Raw genomic sequence first — 17,343 nt, 5'->3', positions numbered from 1 at the left:
GAGCGGGGCGGCGGCGCACCTGGCCCACCGTGCCCTGGGACGCGGGGCGCGCCTTCCTAGCAGGCACAGCCGTCCGCCACCGCGGCCGAAGCGGCCAGCGCCGGGGCGCCGATGGTCGGCAGGCCGAGCATGACGCCGGCCGGCTGCGGCGCGGGGGCGGCGTTGCGGCGCTCCCAGGCGTCACCGGCGCGGGTGCGGCGCACTCCGAGCGGCGGGTTCTCGGCGAGCAGGTGGTGCGGAGCCGCATAGGTCACCTCGACGGTCACCATGTCGCCGGGCCTGACCGTCTCGGCGGGCCGCTCGAAGTGCACGAGGCGGTTGTCGGGGGCGCGCCCGGAAAGCCGCCGGGTGGCGTCGTCCTTGCGCCCCTCGCCCTCGGCGACCAGCACCTCCAGCGTGCGGCCGACGTGCTTCTTGTTCTCCGCCCAGGAGATCTTCTCCTGGAGCGCGACCAGCCGCTCGTAGCGCTCCTGGACCACCGCCTTGGGGATCTGCCCGTCCATCTCCGCGGCGGGCGTCCCCGGACGCTTGCTGTACTGGAAAGTGAACGCCTGCGCGAAGCGTGCCTCGCGCACCACGTGCAGTGTCTGCTCGAAGTCCTCCTCGGTCTCGCCGGGGAAGCCCACGATGATGTCCGTGGTGATGGCGGCGTCCGGCATCGCGGCCCGCACGTTCTCGATGATGCCGAGGTAGCGGTCCTGCCGGTACGAGCGCCGCATGGCCTTGAGCACCCGGTCGGAACCGGACTGCAGCGGCATGTGCAGCTGGTGCATCACGTTCGGGGTCTGCGCCATCGCGGCGATCACGTCGTCGGTGAAGTCGCGCGGGTGCGGCGAGGTGAAGCGGACCCGCTCCAGGCCCTCGACACCGCCGGTGGCCCGCAGCAGCTTGCTGAACGCCTCACGGTCGCCGATGTCGGAGCCGTAGGCGTTGACGTTCTGGCCGAGCAGGGTGACCTCGATGACGCCCTCGGCGACCAGGGCCTCCACCTCGGCGAGCACGTCGCCCGGGCGGCGGTCCTTCTCCTTGCCGCGCAGGGCGGGCACGATGCAGAAGGTGCAGGTGTTGTTGCAGCCGACCGAGATCGCGACCCAGGCCGCGTACGCGGACTCGCGGCGCGAGGGCAGCGTCGAGGGGAAGGTCTCCAGGGACTCGACGATCTCGACCTGTGCCTCGTCGGCGATCCTGGCCCGCTCCAGCAGCACCGGCAGCTGCCCGATGTTGTGGGTGCCGAAGACCACGTCCACCCAGGGGGCGCGCTTGACGATGGTGTCGCGGTCTTTCTGCGCCAGGCAGCCGCCGACCGCGATCTGCATGCCGGGGTGGGCCGCCTTCTTCGGCACCAGCTGGCCGAGGTTGCCGTAGAGCCGGTTGTCGGCGTTCTCCCGTACCGCGCAGGTGTTGAAGACCACGACGTCAGCCCCGTCGGCGCCCTCCGGCGCGCGGACGTAACCCGCCTGCTCCAACAGGCCGGAGAGCCGCTCGGAGTCGTGGACGTTCATCTGGCATCCATACGTGCGGATCTCGTAGCTGCGGGGAAGGGTGTCCTGCGCGGTCATGGCACCAGGGTAGGCGCTTCGCCGGTGTACCCCGAACGGACCTGCCCTCCTCCAGGCGCGGTCCGGCTCACGCGGCTGCCGCGACACCTTCCGCCGACCGGCCCTGCCTGGCAGGATCGCCGTGCATGGACCTCTCCCACCTCGGCGGACGCCTGCGGGCCGGGCTCGGCGGCGGGTCGGCCGGACAGCGGCGCGCCGTGCAGGCGGTGCTCGCGACCGCCTCCGTGCTGGCGCTGCTGCTGTGGTGGCTGCTGCCGTCGGACGGTCCTTCGTACCCCAAGGCGCCGATCACCCTCGCCACCGGTGTCGCGGACGGCGTCTACGACACCTATGGCGCGATGCTCAAGACCGATCTGCGGACCGCCCTTCCCGGCGTCCAGGTCAACTTGATGCACAGCGACGGGTCAGTGGACAACATCAAGCGCCTTGTCTCCGGACACGCCGACTTCACCATCGCGGCGGCGGACGCCGTCGCCGACTACGACGGCCCCGGCCGGTCCGGCCTGCGGGCCTGTGCCCGGCTCTACGACGACTACATGCAGCTCATCGTGCCGGCTGACTCCCCGGTGAAGTCCGCCCGCGACCTGCGCGGCCTGCGGGTCGGCGTCGGCCAGCCGGACTCCGGGGTCCACCTGATCACCGAACGGCTGCTGACCGCGGCCGGGCTGGACATCGACAAGGACATCAAGGCGTCACCGGTAGGCATCGACCAGGCGCCGGCGATGCTGCTCCAAGGGAAGCTCGACGCCTTCTTCTGGTCCGGCGGCCTGCCGACCGCCGCGGTGACCAGGCTCAGCGCCTCCAAGGCCGCGAAGATCAAGCTGGTGCAGCTGGGCGACCTGGTGACCAAGCTGCACACGATGGGGCCGAAGATGCAGTACTACCGGCAGGCGGTGATGCCGGCCGACGCGTACCCCCTGGCCCAGAAGGGGCACGCGGTCGCCACCATCGCCGTCGCCAATCTGCTGGTCACCACCGACCGCGCGAACACCGGGCTGGTGGAGCGGCTGACCCGGGCGGTGATCGACAGCCGTGACGCGATCGGCAGCAAGGTGCACGCGGCCCAGCTGGTGGACCTGCGCACGGCGGTCTTCACCGATCCGCTGCGGCTCCACGTCGGGGCCACGCGCTATTACCGGTCGGTCAAACCTTAGGGCTGTCGGGCCGGCTGAAGGTGCGGCCGTCCCGGGCCGGCGCCGATGCGCGCGGCACCGTCAAGGTGACCTCCAGGCCGTGCGGTTCGCGCCGCCCGTAGGCGACGGCTCCGCCGCCCTGGCTGAGGAGCGCGTGCGCGATGGACAGGCCGAGCCCGGAGCCGTGCACATTCTGGTGGCGGGCGCTGCGCCAGAAGCGGTCCCCGATCCGGGCCAGTTCGTCGTCGTTGAGGCCGGGGCCGCTGTCCGCCACCGTGATGGCGACGCTGTCGCCGTCCGCCGCCACCCGTACGCTCACCGTCTCGCCGGCCGGTGTGAACTTGATCGCGTTGTCGAGCACCGCGTCCAGCGCGCTGGACAGCGCCACCGCGTCCGCCCAGCCGGTCACCGCCCCGCCCCTGGAAGGTTCGGCGAAGTCCACCGCGGTCCCGGCCCGGTCGGCCACCGCCTGCCAGGCCAGGGTGCGGACCCGGACCAGTTCGGTGATGTCGGTGGCCGCCAGGTGGCTGCCCGAGTTCTCCGCGACCGCCAGGCCGAGCAGGTCGTCGAGCACCTGGGCCAGCCGGTGGCCTTCCTCCTTCACCGATTCCGCCTCGGTGTGCCCGTCGGGCAGTTCCAGGCCGAGGAGTTCGATCCGCAGCAGCAGGGCGGAGAGCGGGTTGCGCAACTGGTGCGAGGCGTCGGCGACGAAGGCCCGCTGCTGGTCGAGCACGGCCTCGACGTTGTCGGCCATCTCGTTGAAGGAGCGGACCAGGCGGCGCAGCTCGGGCGGGCCGCCGGCCGCCTCCACCCGGGATTTCATCCGGCCGGTGGCGATGTCGTGCGTCACCCGGTCCAAGGTCGCGACCGGAAGCATCACCCAGCCGGTCAGGCGTACCGCGAGCAGCACCGCGATCGCCATCGCGGCGAGTTCACCGGCCGCCAGCAGCAGCCACCCGTGCAGGATGCGCGAGCGCAGGGCCCCGGTCGGTGAGTCGGTGACGACCACCGCCACCACATCACCGTCCCGCACGATCGGCGAGGAGATCGCGAGGGTACGGGACTGCCAGGGCCAGACCTGCCGCGGGTTGTGCGCGCGGCGGCCGAGCAACGCCGAGTAGAACGAGTCGTACAGCTCGCTCCTGGGCGGTATCTCCCACGTCGCGGGAGCCGCGGCCATGGCGGCGCCGGTGCGGTAGAAGACACCGGCCTTGATCCCGTAGAGCTGCTGGTAGCGGGCGAGTTCGGTCTTCAGGGTGTGCAGCCTCTCGTCGTCGGCGGGGTCGACCGCGCCGGTCGCCTCGTCGCGGGCGGTGACGAACTGGGCGAGCGCTGCGAAACGCGTGGTGTCGTCGATCCGGTCCACGACCACGCGCTGCTGCTGGGCCGCGGCCTGGCTGGCGGCCAGCGGGAAGCCCAGGGCCAGCAGGACGCCGGCCATCAGCACGATGAGCAGCGGGAGCAGTCGCGAGCGCAAGGCGGCGGTCCTCTTCGTCCTCGTGTCCTGGCGTGTCCCGGCGTCCCGGCTGGCCCTGGCCGGCCCGTCAGCCGGCCGGGACGACGAGCCGGTAACCGACCCCGCGCACCGTCTCGATCATGGCCGGGGTGCGCAGTTTGGCGCGCAGCGATGCCACATGGACCTCCAGAGTGCGACCGGTGCCCTCCCAAGCGGTACGCCACACCTCGCTGATGATCTGCTCCCGGCGGAAGACCACCCCGGGCCGCTGGGCCAGGAGCGCCAGCAGATCGAACTCCTTGCGGGTGAGCGCGATCGGGACGCCGTCCACGGTGACCCGGCGGGTGGGCAGTTCGAGCGCGACCGGGCCGAGCAGCAGCGCGTCCCCGGCCGGCCCCGGGACGGCGGCTTCGGTGACCGGTACGGCGGCCTCCGCCGCGGGGCCGCCGGCCGGCGCGGGCCTGCGCAGCGGAGGGCGCCTGCTGACGGCGTGGATCCGGGCGAGGAGCTCACCGGTGTCGTACGGCTTCACGACGTAGTCGTCCGCGCCGAGGTTGAGGCCGTGGATACGGGAGCGTACGTCGGCCCGGGCGGTGACCATGATCACCGGGGTCGCGGTACGGCGCCGGATCCGGCTGCACACCTCGAAACCGTCCTGATCGGGCAGCCCCAGGTCCAGCAGCACGCAGTCGAAGGCCGGGCCCTCGTCGGGCAGCAGGGCCTGGATGGCCTCCTCGCCGCTGCGGGCGTGCCGGACGTCGAAGCCGTGCCTGCCGAGCACGGCGGAGAGGGCCGCGGCGACCCGGTCGTCGTCCTCCACGAGCAGCAGTCGCATGCGTCACCTCCGCTCGTCTGTTTCCCGGGGGTTTCCGGAAACCGGGTTGTGGTCCTTCTCAACCCTTCTCGACCGAATCCACGCCGATCCGGCCGGGGTGCGTCAAGGGGGTACCGGCTCACGCGGCCGACCGTTACCGAGCCGGTACGCACCGCGGGCGACCCGCGCCGTGCCTGAAGTGCGCCGGGTGTGCCGCCACCGCACCGCGCCGAGCCACGACCGTCGCTTGACGTGGACAGTCGCAGTGAGTTGCATACGCTTTGTGACCGCACTTCTTCCGGGGGCTGCTCCATGGACCCGGTGATCGTCGCGGGGGCGGGTCCTGTCGGCCTGACCCTCGCCCTCGCGTTGGCCCGCCGCGACGTCCCTGTCATTCTGCTCGACGAAGCGGAGGTACTGGGCGACGCCGACGGGCTGCGGCGGGCACGTACTGCCGTCCTCGGCCCGGCGACGGCGTCGCTGGTCGAACGGCTCGGCTTCCCGACGCTTCGTCAGGAGTCGTCGACCTGGACGGCCTGGCGCACCGTACGGCGCAGGACCGAGGTGCTGCGGGTCGACTTCGGCCCCGACCCGGCCGACGCGCCGCTGCACATCGCCCAGCACCGGCTGGAACGAGGTCTGCGGGACGCGCTGCTGAACTGCGGGTCGGTGCGGATCGTGGCGGGCTGCCGGGTGGACGCGGTCGAGCAGGACGCGCGTGGCGTCACCGTGCACACCAGGGGCTCCCACGAGACCTGGTGGCGGGGCAGTTTCCTGGTGGGCTGCGACGGCGCACGGTCCACGGTGCGCAAACTGCTGGGGGTGCGCTTCCCCGGTCGCACCGCGGTCGACCGGCACGCGGTCGCTGTCCTGCGCGCCGAGCTTCCGGAGCCGGGCGTGGCGCTGCTGCACCGCGACCCGCCGGGCGCGCCGGCCGGGCAGGAGATCACCGCCCGGCCGCTGCCCGACGGGCAGTGGCGGCTGGACTGGCTGCTGCCGGTCGAGAGCCGGCAGTTGACCCCTGATGCCCTGGTGGAGCGGGTACGGGCCGCGCTGACCGCGTGGTGCGGCCATGTGGTGCCCTATGAGCTGACCGGCTCGGCGGACTACCCGGTGCACCAGCGGCTGGCCCGGCGCTGGCGGGCCGGACGGGCCTTCCTGGCCGGTGACGCCGCCCATGTGATGGGCGCGCTGGGCGCACAGAGCGTCGAGGAGGGGCTGCGCGACGCGGAGAACCTCTCCTGGAAGCTGGCACTGGCCTGGCACGACGGTGCCTCCAAACTCCTGCTGAACAGTTACGAGGCGGAGCGGCGGGGAGCCGTGGGCGCCCGGCTCCGGGCAACCGACCAGGCCCTTCCGCTGCTGCGGGCGAGCGGGGCCTGGCAGAGCGTGCGGCATACGCTGCTCTCCGGTTCGGCCCGCGGGCACGCGGAGTTGCTGACCGACAGCCACCTCGGCCGCGGGGCGGCGGCTGCCTCGCAGGTGTACGGGCGCTCGCCGCTGTCGGTGCCGGCGCCGCGGGGCGGAGGCGGCAGGACCGGACCTTCCGCCCTGGCCTCGGGGTGCGACACCCCGCCGGGCGGTGTGGTCAGCGATGTGCAGGTCACAGCGCTGGACGGTACGGTCGGGCGGCTACGGGACCGGCTCGGCCGCGGGCTCGTCGTCGTCCTCGTCGCCCCTGGTACGGGCGTGTGGGAATCCCGGCACTGGCTGACCGCCGGGCTGATGCCGCGGCTGGCCTCCGCGGTCGCCGCGCTGCCCACCCGGGCCGAACTCCTGGTCGCCGAGACCTACCCCGGCGCCACCGCGCACAGCGTCCTGCTGATCCGTCCGGACGGGCACCTGGTGACCACGATGGTGGGCTGCCGCCCCGCTGAGCTCTATTCGTACGCCGACCTGGCCCGCGGTGGCCCACCGGTCGCGGATCCCACCGGGGACGACGCCGCTGCCCCGGGTGACTCCCCCGGCCTCGGCGCGGGTCCGAAGAACGCCGGCCAGGGCCACGGCGGCGGCCGTCCCGGAGGAGGCTCGGCCACCCGGCGGGTGGGTGATCCGGCCCGCTGGTGACGCGGGCCCTGACGCCGCGGTTTGCCGGCCCGGGCGATCCGCCCTGTGCGCAGGGGCGGGGTCCGGCCGGCGGCGCGCGTTATTCGCTCGCCCACGGCTCGTCCTCCCCCTGCTCGTCGGCGCCCTCCGCGGCAAGGGCGTCGCGCACCACGCGGAGGGCGAGTCCCTCCCCATAGCCCTTGCGGGCGAGCATTCCGGCCAGGCGCCGGATGCGCTTGTCCCGCTCCAGGCCGCGGGTGCCCGGGAGCCGGCGCCGTACCAGCTCGCGGGCGGTCTGCTCCTCCTGGTCGGGTTCCAGCAGTTCGACCGCCTCGCTCACCAACTCCGCGTCCACCCCGCGCTGCCGGAGTTCCATGGCGAGGGCGCGGCGGGCGAGTCCGCGGCCCCGGTGCCGGGACTCCACCCAGGCGTTGGCGAACGCCTGGTCGTCGATGAGGCCCACGTCCTGGAAGCGCTCCAGCACGCGCTCCGCGACCTCGTCCGGGATCTCCCGCTTCCGCAGCGCGTCGGCGAGTTGCCTGCGGGTGCGGGGGGTCCCGGTGAGCAGGCGCAGACACAGGTCCCGCGCCTGCTCCTCGGGATCGAGCGGCGACTCTCGCGAGGCCCTCGACTCGGAAGAGCCGCCGCGCTTCTTGGAGCTGAACGCCATGGCGTCAGCCCTTGACGGCGGTGGCCTTGGTCGCCTTCTTGGGGGCCGGGACCTCCGCCTTGGCGGTCTCGACGGGTGCGGCACCGGCCGCGTCGGCGCCCGGCTGCGTGCCCGGAGCCTCGACCACGGGCTTCGGCACGCCCACGCCGAGCTTCTCCTTGATCCGCTTCTCGATCTCGTCCGCCAGATCCGGGTTGTCCTTCAGGAAGTTGCGGACGTTCTCCTTGCCCTGGCCCAGCTGGTCGCCCTCGTAGGTGTACCAGGCACCGGACTTGCGGACGAAGCCCTGCTCGACGCCCATGTCGATCAGACCGCCCTCGCGGCTGATGCCGTGGCCGTAGAGGATGTCGAACTCGGCCTGCTTGAAGGGCGGCGCGACCTTGTTCTTGACCACCTTGACGCGGGTGCGGTTGCCGACCGCCTCGGTGCCGTCCTTGAGCGTCTCGATCCGGCGGATGTCGAGCCGGACGGAGGCGTAGAACTTCAGCGCACGGCCACCGGTGGTGGTTTCCGGCGAGCCGAACATCACACCGATCTTCTCGCGGAGCTGGTTGATGAAGATGCAGGTGGTCTTCGTCTGGTTGAGCGCACTGGTGATCTTGCGGAGCGCCTGGCTCATCAGGCGGGCCTGCAGACCCACGTGCGAGTCGCCCATCTCGCCCTCGATCTCGGCCCGCGGCACCAGGGCCGCCACGGAGTCGACCACGATGAGGTCGAGGGCACCGGAGCGGACCAGCATGTCCACGATCTCCAGGGCCTGTTCGCCGGTGTCCGGCTGGGACAGGATGAGGTTGTCCGTGTCGACGCCGAGCGCCTTGGCGTAGTCGGGGTCGAGGGCGTGCTCGGCGTCGATGAACGCCACCGTGCCACCGGCCCGTTGGGCGTTGGCCACCGCGTGCAGGGTGAGGGTGGTCTTGCCGGAGGACTCCGGGCCGTACACCTCCACCACCCTGCCGCGCGGGAGCCCGCCCACGCCGAGGGCCACGTCCAGGGCGGTCGACCCGGTGGAGATGACCTCGATGGGCTCGTTGGGCCGGTCGCCGAGACGCATGACGGCGCCCTTGCCGAACTGCCGTTCAATCTGTGCGAGTGCGGCGTCGAGCGCCTTCTCGCGGTCGTTTCCTGCCATGGTCTCCACCCGGGATGTCTGGTTCGATCGCTTCACGTCCACGACGCTAGCGCCTGCCACTGACAACGCGCTCGGACGTCTCTCCCGGGCTGTGGACAACTCTCGCGGCCCGGGCGGATTCCCAGGTCCGCGGCGGAAGCAATCCGGCCGGTTTCCCCATAAGAATGGATGTTCGATTTCTCTGTCAAGCGACCCGCCGAACGCGCTCCCCCGGGAATCACCGGCCCGCGGGCAGCGGACTCATCCGTCCTGCCGCTCGGCCACCTCGTAGCGCCGTACGTACGCGACGAAGAATCCTTGCAGCGTGGCAGTCGCGGGGATGGCGATCAGGGCGCCGACCGCACCGAGCAGCGCGGTGCCGGCGATGACCGAGCCGAAGGCGACCGCCGGGTGAATGTCCACGGTCCGCGCGGTGATCCGCGGCTGCAGCAGGTAGTTCTCGAACTGCTGGTAGACCACGACGAAGCACAGGACCCAGAGGGCATCCCAGGGGTCCTCGGTGAAGGCGATGAGGATGGGCAGCGCGCCGGCCAGATAGGTGCCGACCGTCGGGATGAACTGCGAGACCAGACCCACCCAGACCGCGAGCGCGGGTGCGTAGGGCACGCCCAGTACCTGGAGCAGGATGTAGTGCGCGATGCCCGAGATCAGGGCCATCAGGGCACGGGAGTAGAGGTATCCGCCGGTCTTGACGACCGCGATGTCCCATGCGCGCAGCACCTCGGACTGGCGGGCGGGCGGCAGCACCGAGCAGAGCGTCCACCGCAGCCGCGGCCCGTCGGCGGCGAGGTAGAAGGTGAAGAGCAGGATCGTGAAGATCCGGAACAGCGTGCCGATCACGGTGGTCGAGATGCCCCACACGTTGCTGGCGCCGTTGGCGAGGTAATTGCGCACCCAGTTGGAGTGCAGCACCCTGTCGCGGAGGTTGCCGGTGTCGAGGTCGGTGTGGAAGGTCTTGTTGATCCAGACCACCACGTCGTCGAGGTACTGCGGCAGGTTGTGCCCGATGGTGCTGATCTGGTCGGCCAGCAGTGAGCCGAGCGCCAGCAGGAAGCCGCCCCCGGCGCACACCACCGCGAGCATCACCAGACCGGTCGCCAGGCCGCGGCGCATCCCGCGCCTGGCCATCCAGTTCACCGCGGGTTCGATGGCCAGGGCGAAGAAGAACGAGATCAGGACATTGACCAGCAGCCCGACCACCCGGTCGAAGACCCAGTGGGCGAACTGGAAGCAGGCGAGCAGGGCGAGCGCCACGACGATCGCGCGGGGCAGCCAGCGCGGCATCCGGGCCCGCTGCCCGTCCGGGCCGTCCCGCGGCGCACCGGCCCCGGGCTCCGGGGTCTCGTCGCTTCCTGCCACAGGGCAAGTCTGGGCGCTTACAGGTAGTAAGTCCTGATATCAACCCATTTGCCGTAACGGCGCGAAAAGCGTCGCCACTCCCGCGCCCGAGGCGGCCAGGCACAGGTCAGCGGTGGGAGGCGGGCACCTCCATGGCGGCGCACACCGCGCGCCAGACGTCCTTGGCCTCCCAGCCGTCGTCCAGGGCCTGGATGACCGTGCGGCCACCCAGTTCCGACATCACATGGTCGCGCGCGAAGGTGTCGGCGGAGGTCTCGCCGAAATGCGCGCGCATCCGTTCCCAGAAAATCGTCAACCGCATGGGTGCCAGTATCGCGCGTTCGATCACATCCCGGAGATCGCCCGTACGGCCGCCGTGACGAGGACCGCCGCGGCCACCACCACCAGGAACGGTGCCCGCAGCAGCAGGGCGACGGCCGCCGCGGCCAGCCCGGCCGAGCGCGCGTCGACGGTGAGCCGCAGTCCGTCGGTGCCGAAGGTCTGCAGTGCGGTGAGAGCGGCCAGCAGGGCGATCGGCACGAGGGCGGCGAGCTTCTTGACGACCGGCCGCTCCAGCAGGCCCGCCGGCACGGACAGACCCAGCAGTTTCACGCCGTAGCAGCCGGCCACCGTCAGTCCGATCGCGATCCAGGTGCCCGCCGTGGTGCTCATCGCGTTTCCCCTTCCCCGGTGTCCTGCGGTGCCGGGCCCGCGCCGCTCGCGGTCTCCGTCCCGCCGTTCACGCCCCGCCCCCGGCCTGCCGCCGGCACAAAGGGGGCGGCCATCGCCGACACCAGCACCGGGACCCCGGCCGGCAGCACCGACAGGCCCCCCAGGGCGAGCAGGACGGCGACCGCGGCCACCGCGCGTTCCGTGCGGCCCTTCAGCATGGGTGCCAGCAGCGCCAGGAAGACCGCCGGGCCCGCGGCGTCCAGCCCCCAGGCGTCCGGGTCGCCGAGCGCCGAGGCACCCAGCGCGCCGACCAGGGTGGTGAGGTTCCACAGCACATAAAGGCTGGCGCCGGTCACGGTGAAACCGAGCCGTGCGGCCGCCCGGCCGCGCTGCGCCAGGGTGACGGCGGAGGTCTCGTCGATCACCCACTGCGCGGCCAGCGGCCGTACCGCCGCAGGCAGCCGGAGCAGCTGGGACAACCGCAGCCCGTAGAAGGCGTTCCGGGTGCCGAGGAAGAACGCCCCGGCCGCGGCGGCCAGCGGGTTGCCGCCCGAACCGAGCGCGCTGACCAGAGCGAACTGGGAGGCGCCGGTGAAGACCAGCAACGACAGCGCGCAAGACTGCGCGACGGAGAGTCCGGCGCCCGCCGAGGTCACACCGAAGGCGAATCCGGAGAGCCCCACCGCGACGCCCACCCCGAGGGCGTCGCGGATCACGGCGGCGCGGGCCGCGGGCGGCAGGTTCCTGGCGGTGTCCTGACGGGGTGTCGAGGGAATCGAGGGAGCGGTCACCCGCCCGACGCTACGGTTCCGCCGGCCGGCGGTCTTGTACGTTCTTGCGGCGCCGCGACCTGCCCCGCCGCATGCGCCGGCCGGGGCTGCGCGGGGGCCGTGTCCACGGCTACGTGGACGGCTGCGGGCGGGGGCCGCCGCGTTCCCGCTGGTACGCGCCCGGCGGCACGCCGACGATGCGGGTGAAGTGGCGGTTGAGGTGGGGCTGGTCGGTGAAGCCGACCGCGGCGGCGGTGTCGGCGGGCGTCGCGCCGGAGCCGAGGAGCCGGCGGGCGGCTCGTACGCGTTCGCCGGTCAGCCAGGCGTGCGGCGGCAGCCCGTAGGTCTTCTTGAACGCGCGCAGCAGGGCGAACGGGCTGGTACCGGTCCCGGTGGCGAGTTCGGCCAGGCTGGGCGGCGCGGTCAGCCGGGCGGCGAGCAGATCGCGGGCCCGGGCCGCGGCGCCGGGTCCGCCGCCGGGGAGCGGTCCGGAGGCGGGGGCGGCGCCGTGGCGGGCCAGGAGGCGCGCGACCACCAGCCGGAGGAAGGTATCGGCGGCGAGCGGGTTGTCGCTCTCGGCGGCCCGGTGGACGTCGGCGATCATCGCGGCGTTGGCCGGGTCGTCCAGCACGGTCGCGGTGAAGGCCGGGGTGCCGCGCAGCTCGGAGGTCTCGGCGGCCACGGAGGCGACGACGTCCGCCGAGGGATAGAGCACGCGGTAGCTCCAGCCGTCCTCGACGCCCGCGTACGCGGAATGCGGGGTGCCCGGGTTGATCAGGACGACGCCGCCCGGGCCGGCCCGCTCGCGGCCGCCGGGCAGGCCGATGCCCTCGATTCCGTCGGTGACCGCGGCGATCACATAGCCGTCGTGGGCGTGACGGGTGAAGGTGTGCCGTATGTAGCGGGCCCGCAGCAGATCGACGCCGGGCAGGCCGGGGTGCTCCCAGTGCCGGGCCTCTTCCCGGTCGGTCGTGGCGGCCATGCCGTCATTGTGGCAAGGAACACCGCGGACCCGGCCAGAGCCGCCACCGACGTGCTCACGTCAGGAGTTATCCACAGATCGCAGGGCCGGGCTCAGCGCGGTGTCGGTCCCGCGAGGCAGGATGGATGCCATGTCCCGTCACAAAAGCCTCGCCGCGTTCTCCCCCGCCACCCGCGCGTGGTTCACGGGGGCGTTCCGCGAGCCCACCGCAGCCCAGGCAGGGGCGTGGTCGGCCATCACGGAGGGCTCCGACGTGCTGGTCGTCGCACCGACGGGGTCGGGCAAGACGCTGGCAGCCTTCCTCGCCTCGCTGGACCAGCTCGCCGCCACCCCGCCGCCCGCCGAGGCCCGGCGCCGCTGCCGGGTGCTGTACATCTCGCCGATGAAGGCCCTCGCGGTGGACGTGGAGCGCAATCTGCGCAGCCCGCTGGCCGGACTGCGCCAGGAGTCGGTGCGGCTCGGCCTGCCCGAGCCGGAGGTGCGGGTCGGGATCCGCTCAGGGGACACCCCGCCCGCCGAGCGGCGCGCGCTGGTCACCCGGCCCCCGGACATCCTGATCACCACCCCGGAATCCCTCTTCCTGATGCTCACCTCGGCCGCCAGGGACGCGCTCAGCGGAGTGGAGACCGTGATCCTGGACGAGGTGCACGCCGTGGCGGGCACCAAACGCGGCGCCCACCTGGCGCTGTCGCTGGAGCGGCTCGACCAGCTGCTGGACCGGCCGGCCCGCCGGATCGGACTGTCCGCCACCGTCCGCCCGGTGGACGAGATCGCCCGCTATCTCTCGCCGCAGCGCCGGGTGGCGATCGTGCAGCCGGCGTCCCAGAAGAAGTTCGACCTGTCGGTGGTCGTGCCGGTGGAGGATCTGGGCGAGCTGGGCGGCTCTCCGGTGGCCGACCAGAGCGGCCCGGCGGCCGGTCCCACCGAGCGGGCCTCGATCTGGCCGCATGTGGAGGAGCGGATCGCCGACCTGGTGCAGGCGCACCGCTCCACGATTGTCTTCGCCAACTCCCGGCGGCTGGCCGAGCGCCTGTGCAACCGGCTCAACGAGATCGCCTACGAGCGGGCCGAGGGCGAACCGCTGCCGGAGGCGCACTCCCCCGCGGAGATCATGGCCGAGTCGGGCGCCGCCAGGGGCGCCCCGCCGGTGATGGCCAGGGCCCACCACGGGTCGGTGTCCAAGGAACAGCGGGCACTGGTGGAGGAAGACCTCAAAGCGGGCCGGCTGCCGGCGGTGGTCGCCACCTCCAGCCTGGAGCTCGGTATCGACATGGGCGCCGTCGACCTCGTGGTCCAGGTCGAGTCCCCGCCCTCGGTGGCCTCCGGGCTGCAGCGGGTCGGCCGGGCGGGACACCAGGTCGGGGCGGTGTCCACCGGAGTGGTCTTCCCGAAGTACCGCGGGGATCTGGTGCAGTCCGCGGTGGTGACCGAGCGCATGCGGGAGGGGGCGATCGAGGCGCTGCGGGTGCCGGCGAACCCGCTGGACGTGCTGGCGCAGCAGATCGTCGCCATGACCGCGATGGACAGCTGGGACGTGGACGAGCTGCTGGCGGTGGTGCGCCGGGCGGCGCCGTTCGCCGCGCTCCCGCACTCGGCCTATGTGGCGGTGCTGGACATGCTGGCCGGCCGCTATCCCTCGGACGCCTTCGCCGAGCTGCGCCCGCGCCTCGTCTGGGACCGCGTGGCGAACACGCTGACCGCCCGGCCCGGCGCCCAGCGGCTCGCGGTCACCTCGGGCGGCACCATCCCGGACCGGGGCCTGTTCGGGGTGTTCCTGGCCGGCGCCGACCCGAAGAAGGGCGGCGGCCGGGTCGGTGAGCTGGACGAGGAGATGGTCTACGAGTCCCGGGTCGGTGACGTCTTCACCCTGGGCACCACCTCCTGGCGGATCGAGGACATCACCCGCGACCGGGTGCTGGTCTCACCGGCCCCCGGAGTGCCGGGCCGACTGCCGTTCTGGAAAGGCGATCAGCTGGGCAGGCCGCTGGAGCTGGGCCGGGCGCTCGGGGCGTGGCTGCGTGAGGTCGGGGCGATGCCCCCGCAGGCCGCCAGGGAGCGCCTGTCGGCGGCGGGTCTGGACACCTGGGCGGCCGACAACGTGCTGGCGTATCTGGCCGAGCAGCGCCAGGCATGCGGGCATGTGCCGGACGACCGGACGATCGTCGTTGAGCGCTTCCGCGACGAACTGGGCGACTGGCGGGTGATCATCCACTCCCCCTTTGGCGCCCAGGTGCACGCCCCGTGGGCGCTGGCGCTGGGCGCGCGGCTGCAGGAGCGGTACGGCCTGGACGCGCAGGCGATGCACGCCGACGACGGCATCGTGCTGCGGCTGCCGGACGCCGATCTGATGGGTCTTGACCTGCTGGACGCCGACCCGGGCCGGCCGGGGACCGAGTTCGACCCCGAGCAGTCGCCGGTGGGAGCGGGGGACGTCGCCTTCGACAAGGGCGAGGTCGAACAGCTGGTCACCGACCAGGTGGGCGGTTCCGCGCTGTTCGCCTCCCGGTTCCGGGAATGCGCCGCCCGGGCTCTGCTGCTGCCGCGCCGCACCCCGGGCAAGCGCACCCCGCTGTGGCAGCAGCGGCAGCGCGCTTCGCAACTGCTGCAGGTGACCTCGGAGTTCGGGTCCTTCCCGATCGTGCTGGAGGCGGTCCGCGAGTGCCTCCAGGACGTGTTCGACGTGCCCGGCCTGGTGGAGCTGATGGGCGACATCGAAGCCCGCCGGGTGCGGCTGGTGGAGGTCACCACACCCGAGCCGTCGCCCTTCGCCCGTTCCCTGCTCTTCGGCTATGTGGCGCAGTTCCTCTACGAAGGCGACTCACCACTGGCCGAACGCCGGGCGGCGGCACTGTCGCTGGACTCGCGGCTGCTGGCCGAGCTGCTGGGGCAGGCGGAGCTGCGCGAACTGCTGGATCCCGAGGTCCTCGCCGAGCTGGACCGGGAGTTGCAGTGGCTCACCGACGACCGCAGGGTCAAGGACGCGGAAGGCGTGGCCGACCTGCTGCGGATGCTCGGGCCGCTCACCGACGCGGAGCTGACCGCCCGCGGCGCTGATCCGGCCTGGGCCGCCGAGCTGGAGTCGGCCCGGCGGGCGATCCGGGTGCGGATCGCCGGAGCCGAGCACTGGGCCGCGGTGGAGGACGCCGGGCGGCTGCGGGACGCCCTGGGGACGGCACTGCCGGTCGGGGTGCCGGTGGCGTTCACCGAGCCGGTGAAGGACCCACTGGGCGACCTGGTGGCGCGGTATGCCCGGACACACGGGCCGTTCACCACCGGGGACGTCGCCGCGCGGTTCGGACTGGGCGCCGCGGTCGCGGACGGCGTGCTGCACCGGCTGGCGGCGGCGGGCAGGGTGGCCCAGGGCGAGTTCCGGCCGGGCGGAGCCGGTCAGGAGTGGTGCGACACCGCGGTGCTGCGCCGGCTGCGCCGCCGTTCCCTGGCGGCGCTGCGGCAGGAGCTGGAGCCGGTGCCGCCCGCGACGCTCGGGGTGTTCCTGCCGCAGTGGCAGCACGTGGGCACCCACAGCCTGCGCGGGATGGACGGGCTGGCCCGGGCTATCGAGCAGTTGCAGGGCGCGGCGGTGCCCGCCTCCGCGCTGGAGAAGCTGGTGCTGCCGTCCCGGGTGACCGGTTACAGCCCGGCGATGCTCGACGAGCTGACCTCGTCGGGCGAGGTCCTGTGGGCGGGCGCCGGGGCGCTGCCCGGCAAGGACGGGTGGGTGTCGCTGTATCTGGCGGAGAGCGCGCCGCTGCTGCTGCCCGCCCCCCAGCCACTGGAACTGGGGCCGCTGCACCAGGTGGTGCTGGCCGCGCTGGACGGCGGCTACGGGCTCTTCTTCCGGCAGATCGCCGACCAGGTGCGGGCGGCCGGGCAGGAGGCCACCGACCCGCAACTCGCCGACGCGGTGTGGGATCTGGCCTGGTCGGGCCGGCTCACCAATGACACCCTGGCGCCGCTGCGGGCCCTGCTCGGTTCCGGCCGCACCGCGGGGGCCACCGCGCACCGGGCGCCGAGGGCGGTCCCCCGCGGCCGGTACAGCTCGCTCGCCGCCCGGGCACCGCGCAGCACCGCCTCCCGCAGCGGACCGCCCACCACCGCGGGCCGCTGGTCGCTGGTGCCCGCCGCCGAGCCGGATCCGACACTGCGGGCACACGCCCTGACCCACACCCTGCTCGACCGGCACGGTGTGGTCACCCGGGGCGCGGTGGCCGCCGAGGGAGTGGCGGGCGGCTTCTCCGCGGCTTACCGGGTGCTGGCGGCGTTCGAGGAGACCGGACAGGCCCGGCGGGGCTATGTGATCGAGGGGCTGGGAGCGGCGCAGTTCGCCATGGACGGCGCGGTGGACCGGCTGCGGGCGCTGAACACCGCGCGGGAGCGGGAGGAGGAGCAGCCCGGCCGGTCCCGGACCGTGGTGCTGGCCGCCGCCGACCCGGCCAACCCGTATGGGGCCGCGCTGCCCTGGCCCGAGCAGCCCGCGGGCGTCACCCACAAACCGGGGCGGAAGGCCGGCGCACTGGTCGTCCTCAACGACGGAGAGCTCGCCCTCTATGTGGAGCGGGGCGGCAAGACGCTGCTGTCCTGGCCGATGGAGGAGATACGAGTGCAGGCCGCCGCGGACGCGCTGGCGCTGGCGGTCCGCGAGGGCGCGCTGGGCAGGCTCACCGTGGAGCGGACCAACGGCGAGCCCGCCCTGACCTCCCCCCTGGGCCAGGCGCTGGAAGCGGCCGGTTTCCACGCCACTCCGCGGGGTCTGCGGCTGCGCGACGGCCGCTGA

At 73.1% G+C, this 17,343-nt stretch carries 13 protein-coding genes; 3 read left to right on the top strand and 10 right to left on the bottom strand.

Going from position 1 to position 17,343, the window contains the following annotated elements:
* Window positions 1–56 precede the first annotated feature (56 nt).
* Entirely contained in the window at window positions 57–1,559 is a 1,503-nt protein-coding gene (gene miaB, locus OG552_RS27115; protein WP_329137256.1) for a tRNA (N6-isopentenyl adenosine(37)-C2)-methylthiotransferase MiaB, read from the bottom strand.
* Between the two features lie 125 nt (window positions 1,560–1,684).
* On the opposite strand from miaB, the gene OG552_RS27110 reads away from it, so the two are divergent.
* Window positions 1,685–2,713, top strand: a complete 1,029-nt coding sequence (locus OG552_RS27110) for a TAXI family TRAP transporter solute-binding subunit (RefSeq protein WP_329137254.1) — start codon at window positions 1,685–1,687, stop codon at window positions 2,711–2,713.
* Here OG552_RS27110 and OG552_RS27105 read toward each other — a convergent pair.
* Together OG552_RS27105 and OG552_RS27100 are read right to left on the bottom strand one after the other, a co-directional pair.
* Window positions 2,703–4,169 carry a sensor histidine kinase gene (locus tag OG552_RS27105; RefSeq protein WP_329137253.1) on the bottom strand — a complete coding sequence of 489 codons (1,467 nt, stop codon included), beginning with the start codon at window positions 4,167–4,169 and terminating at the stop codon, window positions 2,703–2,705. The two genes, OG552_RS27110 and OG552_RS27105, sit on opposite strands and share 11 nt — an antisense overlap.
* Before the next feature lie 67 nt (window positions 4,170–4,236).
* The gene (locus OG552_RS27100) at window positions 4,237–4,983 is read right to left on the bottom strand and encodes a response regulator transcription factor (protein ID WP_329137251.1); all 747 of its coding nucleotides are present in this window, start codon (window positions 4,981–4,983) and stop codon (window positions 4,237–4,239) included.
* A 291-nt stretch (window positions 4,984–5,274) separates the two neighbouring features.
* On the opposite strand from OG552_RS27100, the gene OG552_RS27095 reads away from it, so the two are divergent.
* Window positions 5,275–7,029: an FAD-dependent monooxygenase gene (locus OG552_RS27095; RefSeq protein ID WP_329137249.1), complete on the top strand. Its 1,755-nt coding sequence runs from the start codon at window positions 5,275–5,277 to the stop codon at window positions 7,027–7,029.
* A gap of 79 nt (window positions 7,030–7,108) precedes the next feature.
* Here OG552_RS27095 and recX read toward each other — a convergent pair whose 3' ends face one another.
* The 7 genes from recX to OG552_RS27060 form a co-directional block, all read right to left on the bottom strand.
* Window positions 7,109–7,762, bottom strand: a complete 654-nt coding sequence (gene recX / locus OG552_RS27090) for a recombination regulator RecX (RefSeq protein ID WP_443071043.1) — start codon at window positions 7,760–7,762, stop codon at window positions 7,109–7,111.
* Window positions 7,683–8,807 carry a recombinase RecA gene (gene recA / locus OG552_RS27085; protein WP_329141174.1) on the bottom strand — a complete coding sequence of 375 codons (1,125 nt, stop codon included), beginning with the start codon at window positions 8,805–8,807 and terminating at the stop codon, window positions 7,683–7,685. Before recA ends, recX begins: the two co-directional genes overlap by 80 nt.
* 240 nt (window positions 8,808–9,047) lie before the next feature.
* A complete protein-coding gene (locus OG552_RS27080; RefSeq protein ID WP_329137246.1) occupies window positions 9,048–10,166 on the bottom strand; it encodes an AI-2E family transporter in 1,119 nt (372 codons plus the stop codon).
* A gap of 106 nt (window positions 10,167–10,272) precedes the next feature.
* Window positions 10,273–10,467 (bottom strand): DUF3046 domain-containing protein, encoded by a 195-nt coding sequence (locus OG552_RS27075; protein WP_329137245.1) that lies wholly within the window; start codon window positions 10,465–10,467, stop codon window positions 10,273–10,275.
* A 23-nt stretch (window positions 10,468–10,490) separates the two neighbouring features.
* A complete protein-coding gene (locus OG552_RS27070; RefSeq protein WP_329137244.1) occupies window positions 10,491–10,817 on the bottom strand; it encodes an AzlD domain-containing protein in 327 nt (108 codons plus the stop codon).
* Window positions 10,814–11,593, bottom strand: a complete 780-nt coding sequence (locus tag OG552_RS27065) for an AzlC family ABC transporter permease (RefSeq protein WP_329141172.1) — start codon at window positions 11,591–11,593, stop codon at window positions 10,814–10,816. The genes OG552_RS27070 and OG552_RS27065 overlap by 4 nt, the downstream gene beginning before the upstream one ends.
* Before the next feature lie 124 nt (window positions 11,594–11,717).
* Window positions 11,718–12,569, bottom strand: a complete 852-nt coding sequence (locus tag OG552_RS27060; RefSeq protein WP_329137242.1) for an AraC family transcriptional regulator — start codon at window positions 12,567–12,569, stop codon at window positions 11,718–11,720.
* Between the two features lie 130 nt (window positions 12,570–12,699).
* On the opposite strand from OG552_RS27060, the gene OG552_RS27055 reads away from it, so the two are divergent.
* The gene (locus OG552_RS27055) at window positions 12,700–17,343 is read left to right on the top strand and encodes an ATP-dependent helicase (RefSeq protein WP_443071042.1); all 4,644 of its coding nucleotides are present in this window, start codon (window positions 12,700–12,702) and stop codon (window positions 17,341–17,343) included.

The organism is Streptomyces sp. NBC_01476 (assembly GCF_036227265.1).
GTDB lineage: Bacteria > Actinomycetota > Actinomycetes > Streptomycetales > Streptomycetaceae > Actinacidiphila.
The sequence above is the reverse complement of the archived record's forward strand: the minus strand, read 5'-3'. Positions and strand labels throughout refer to the sequence as shown.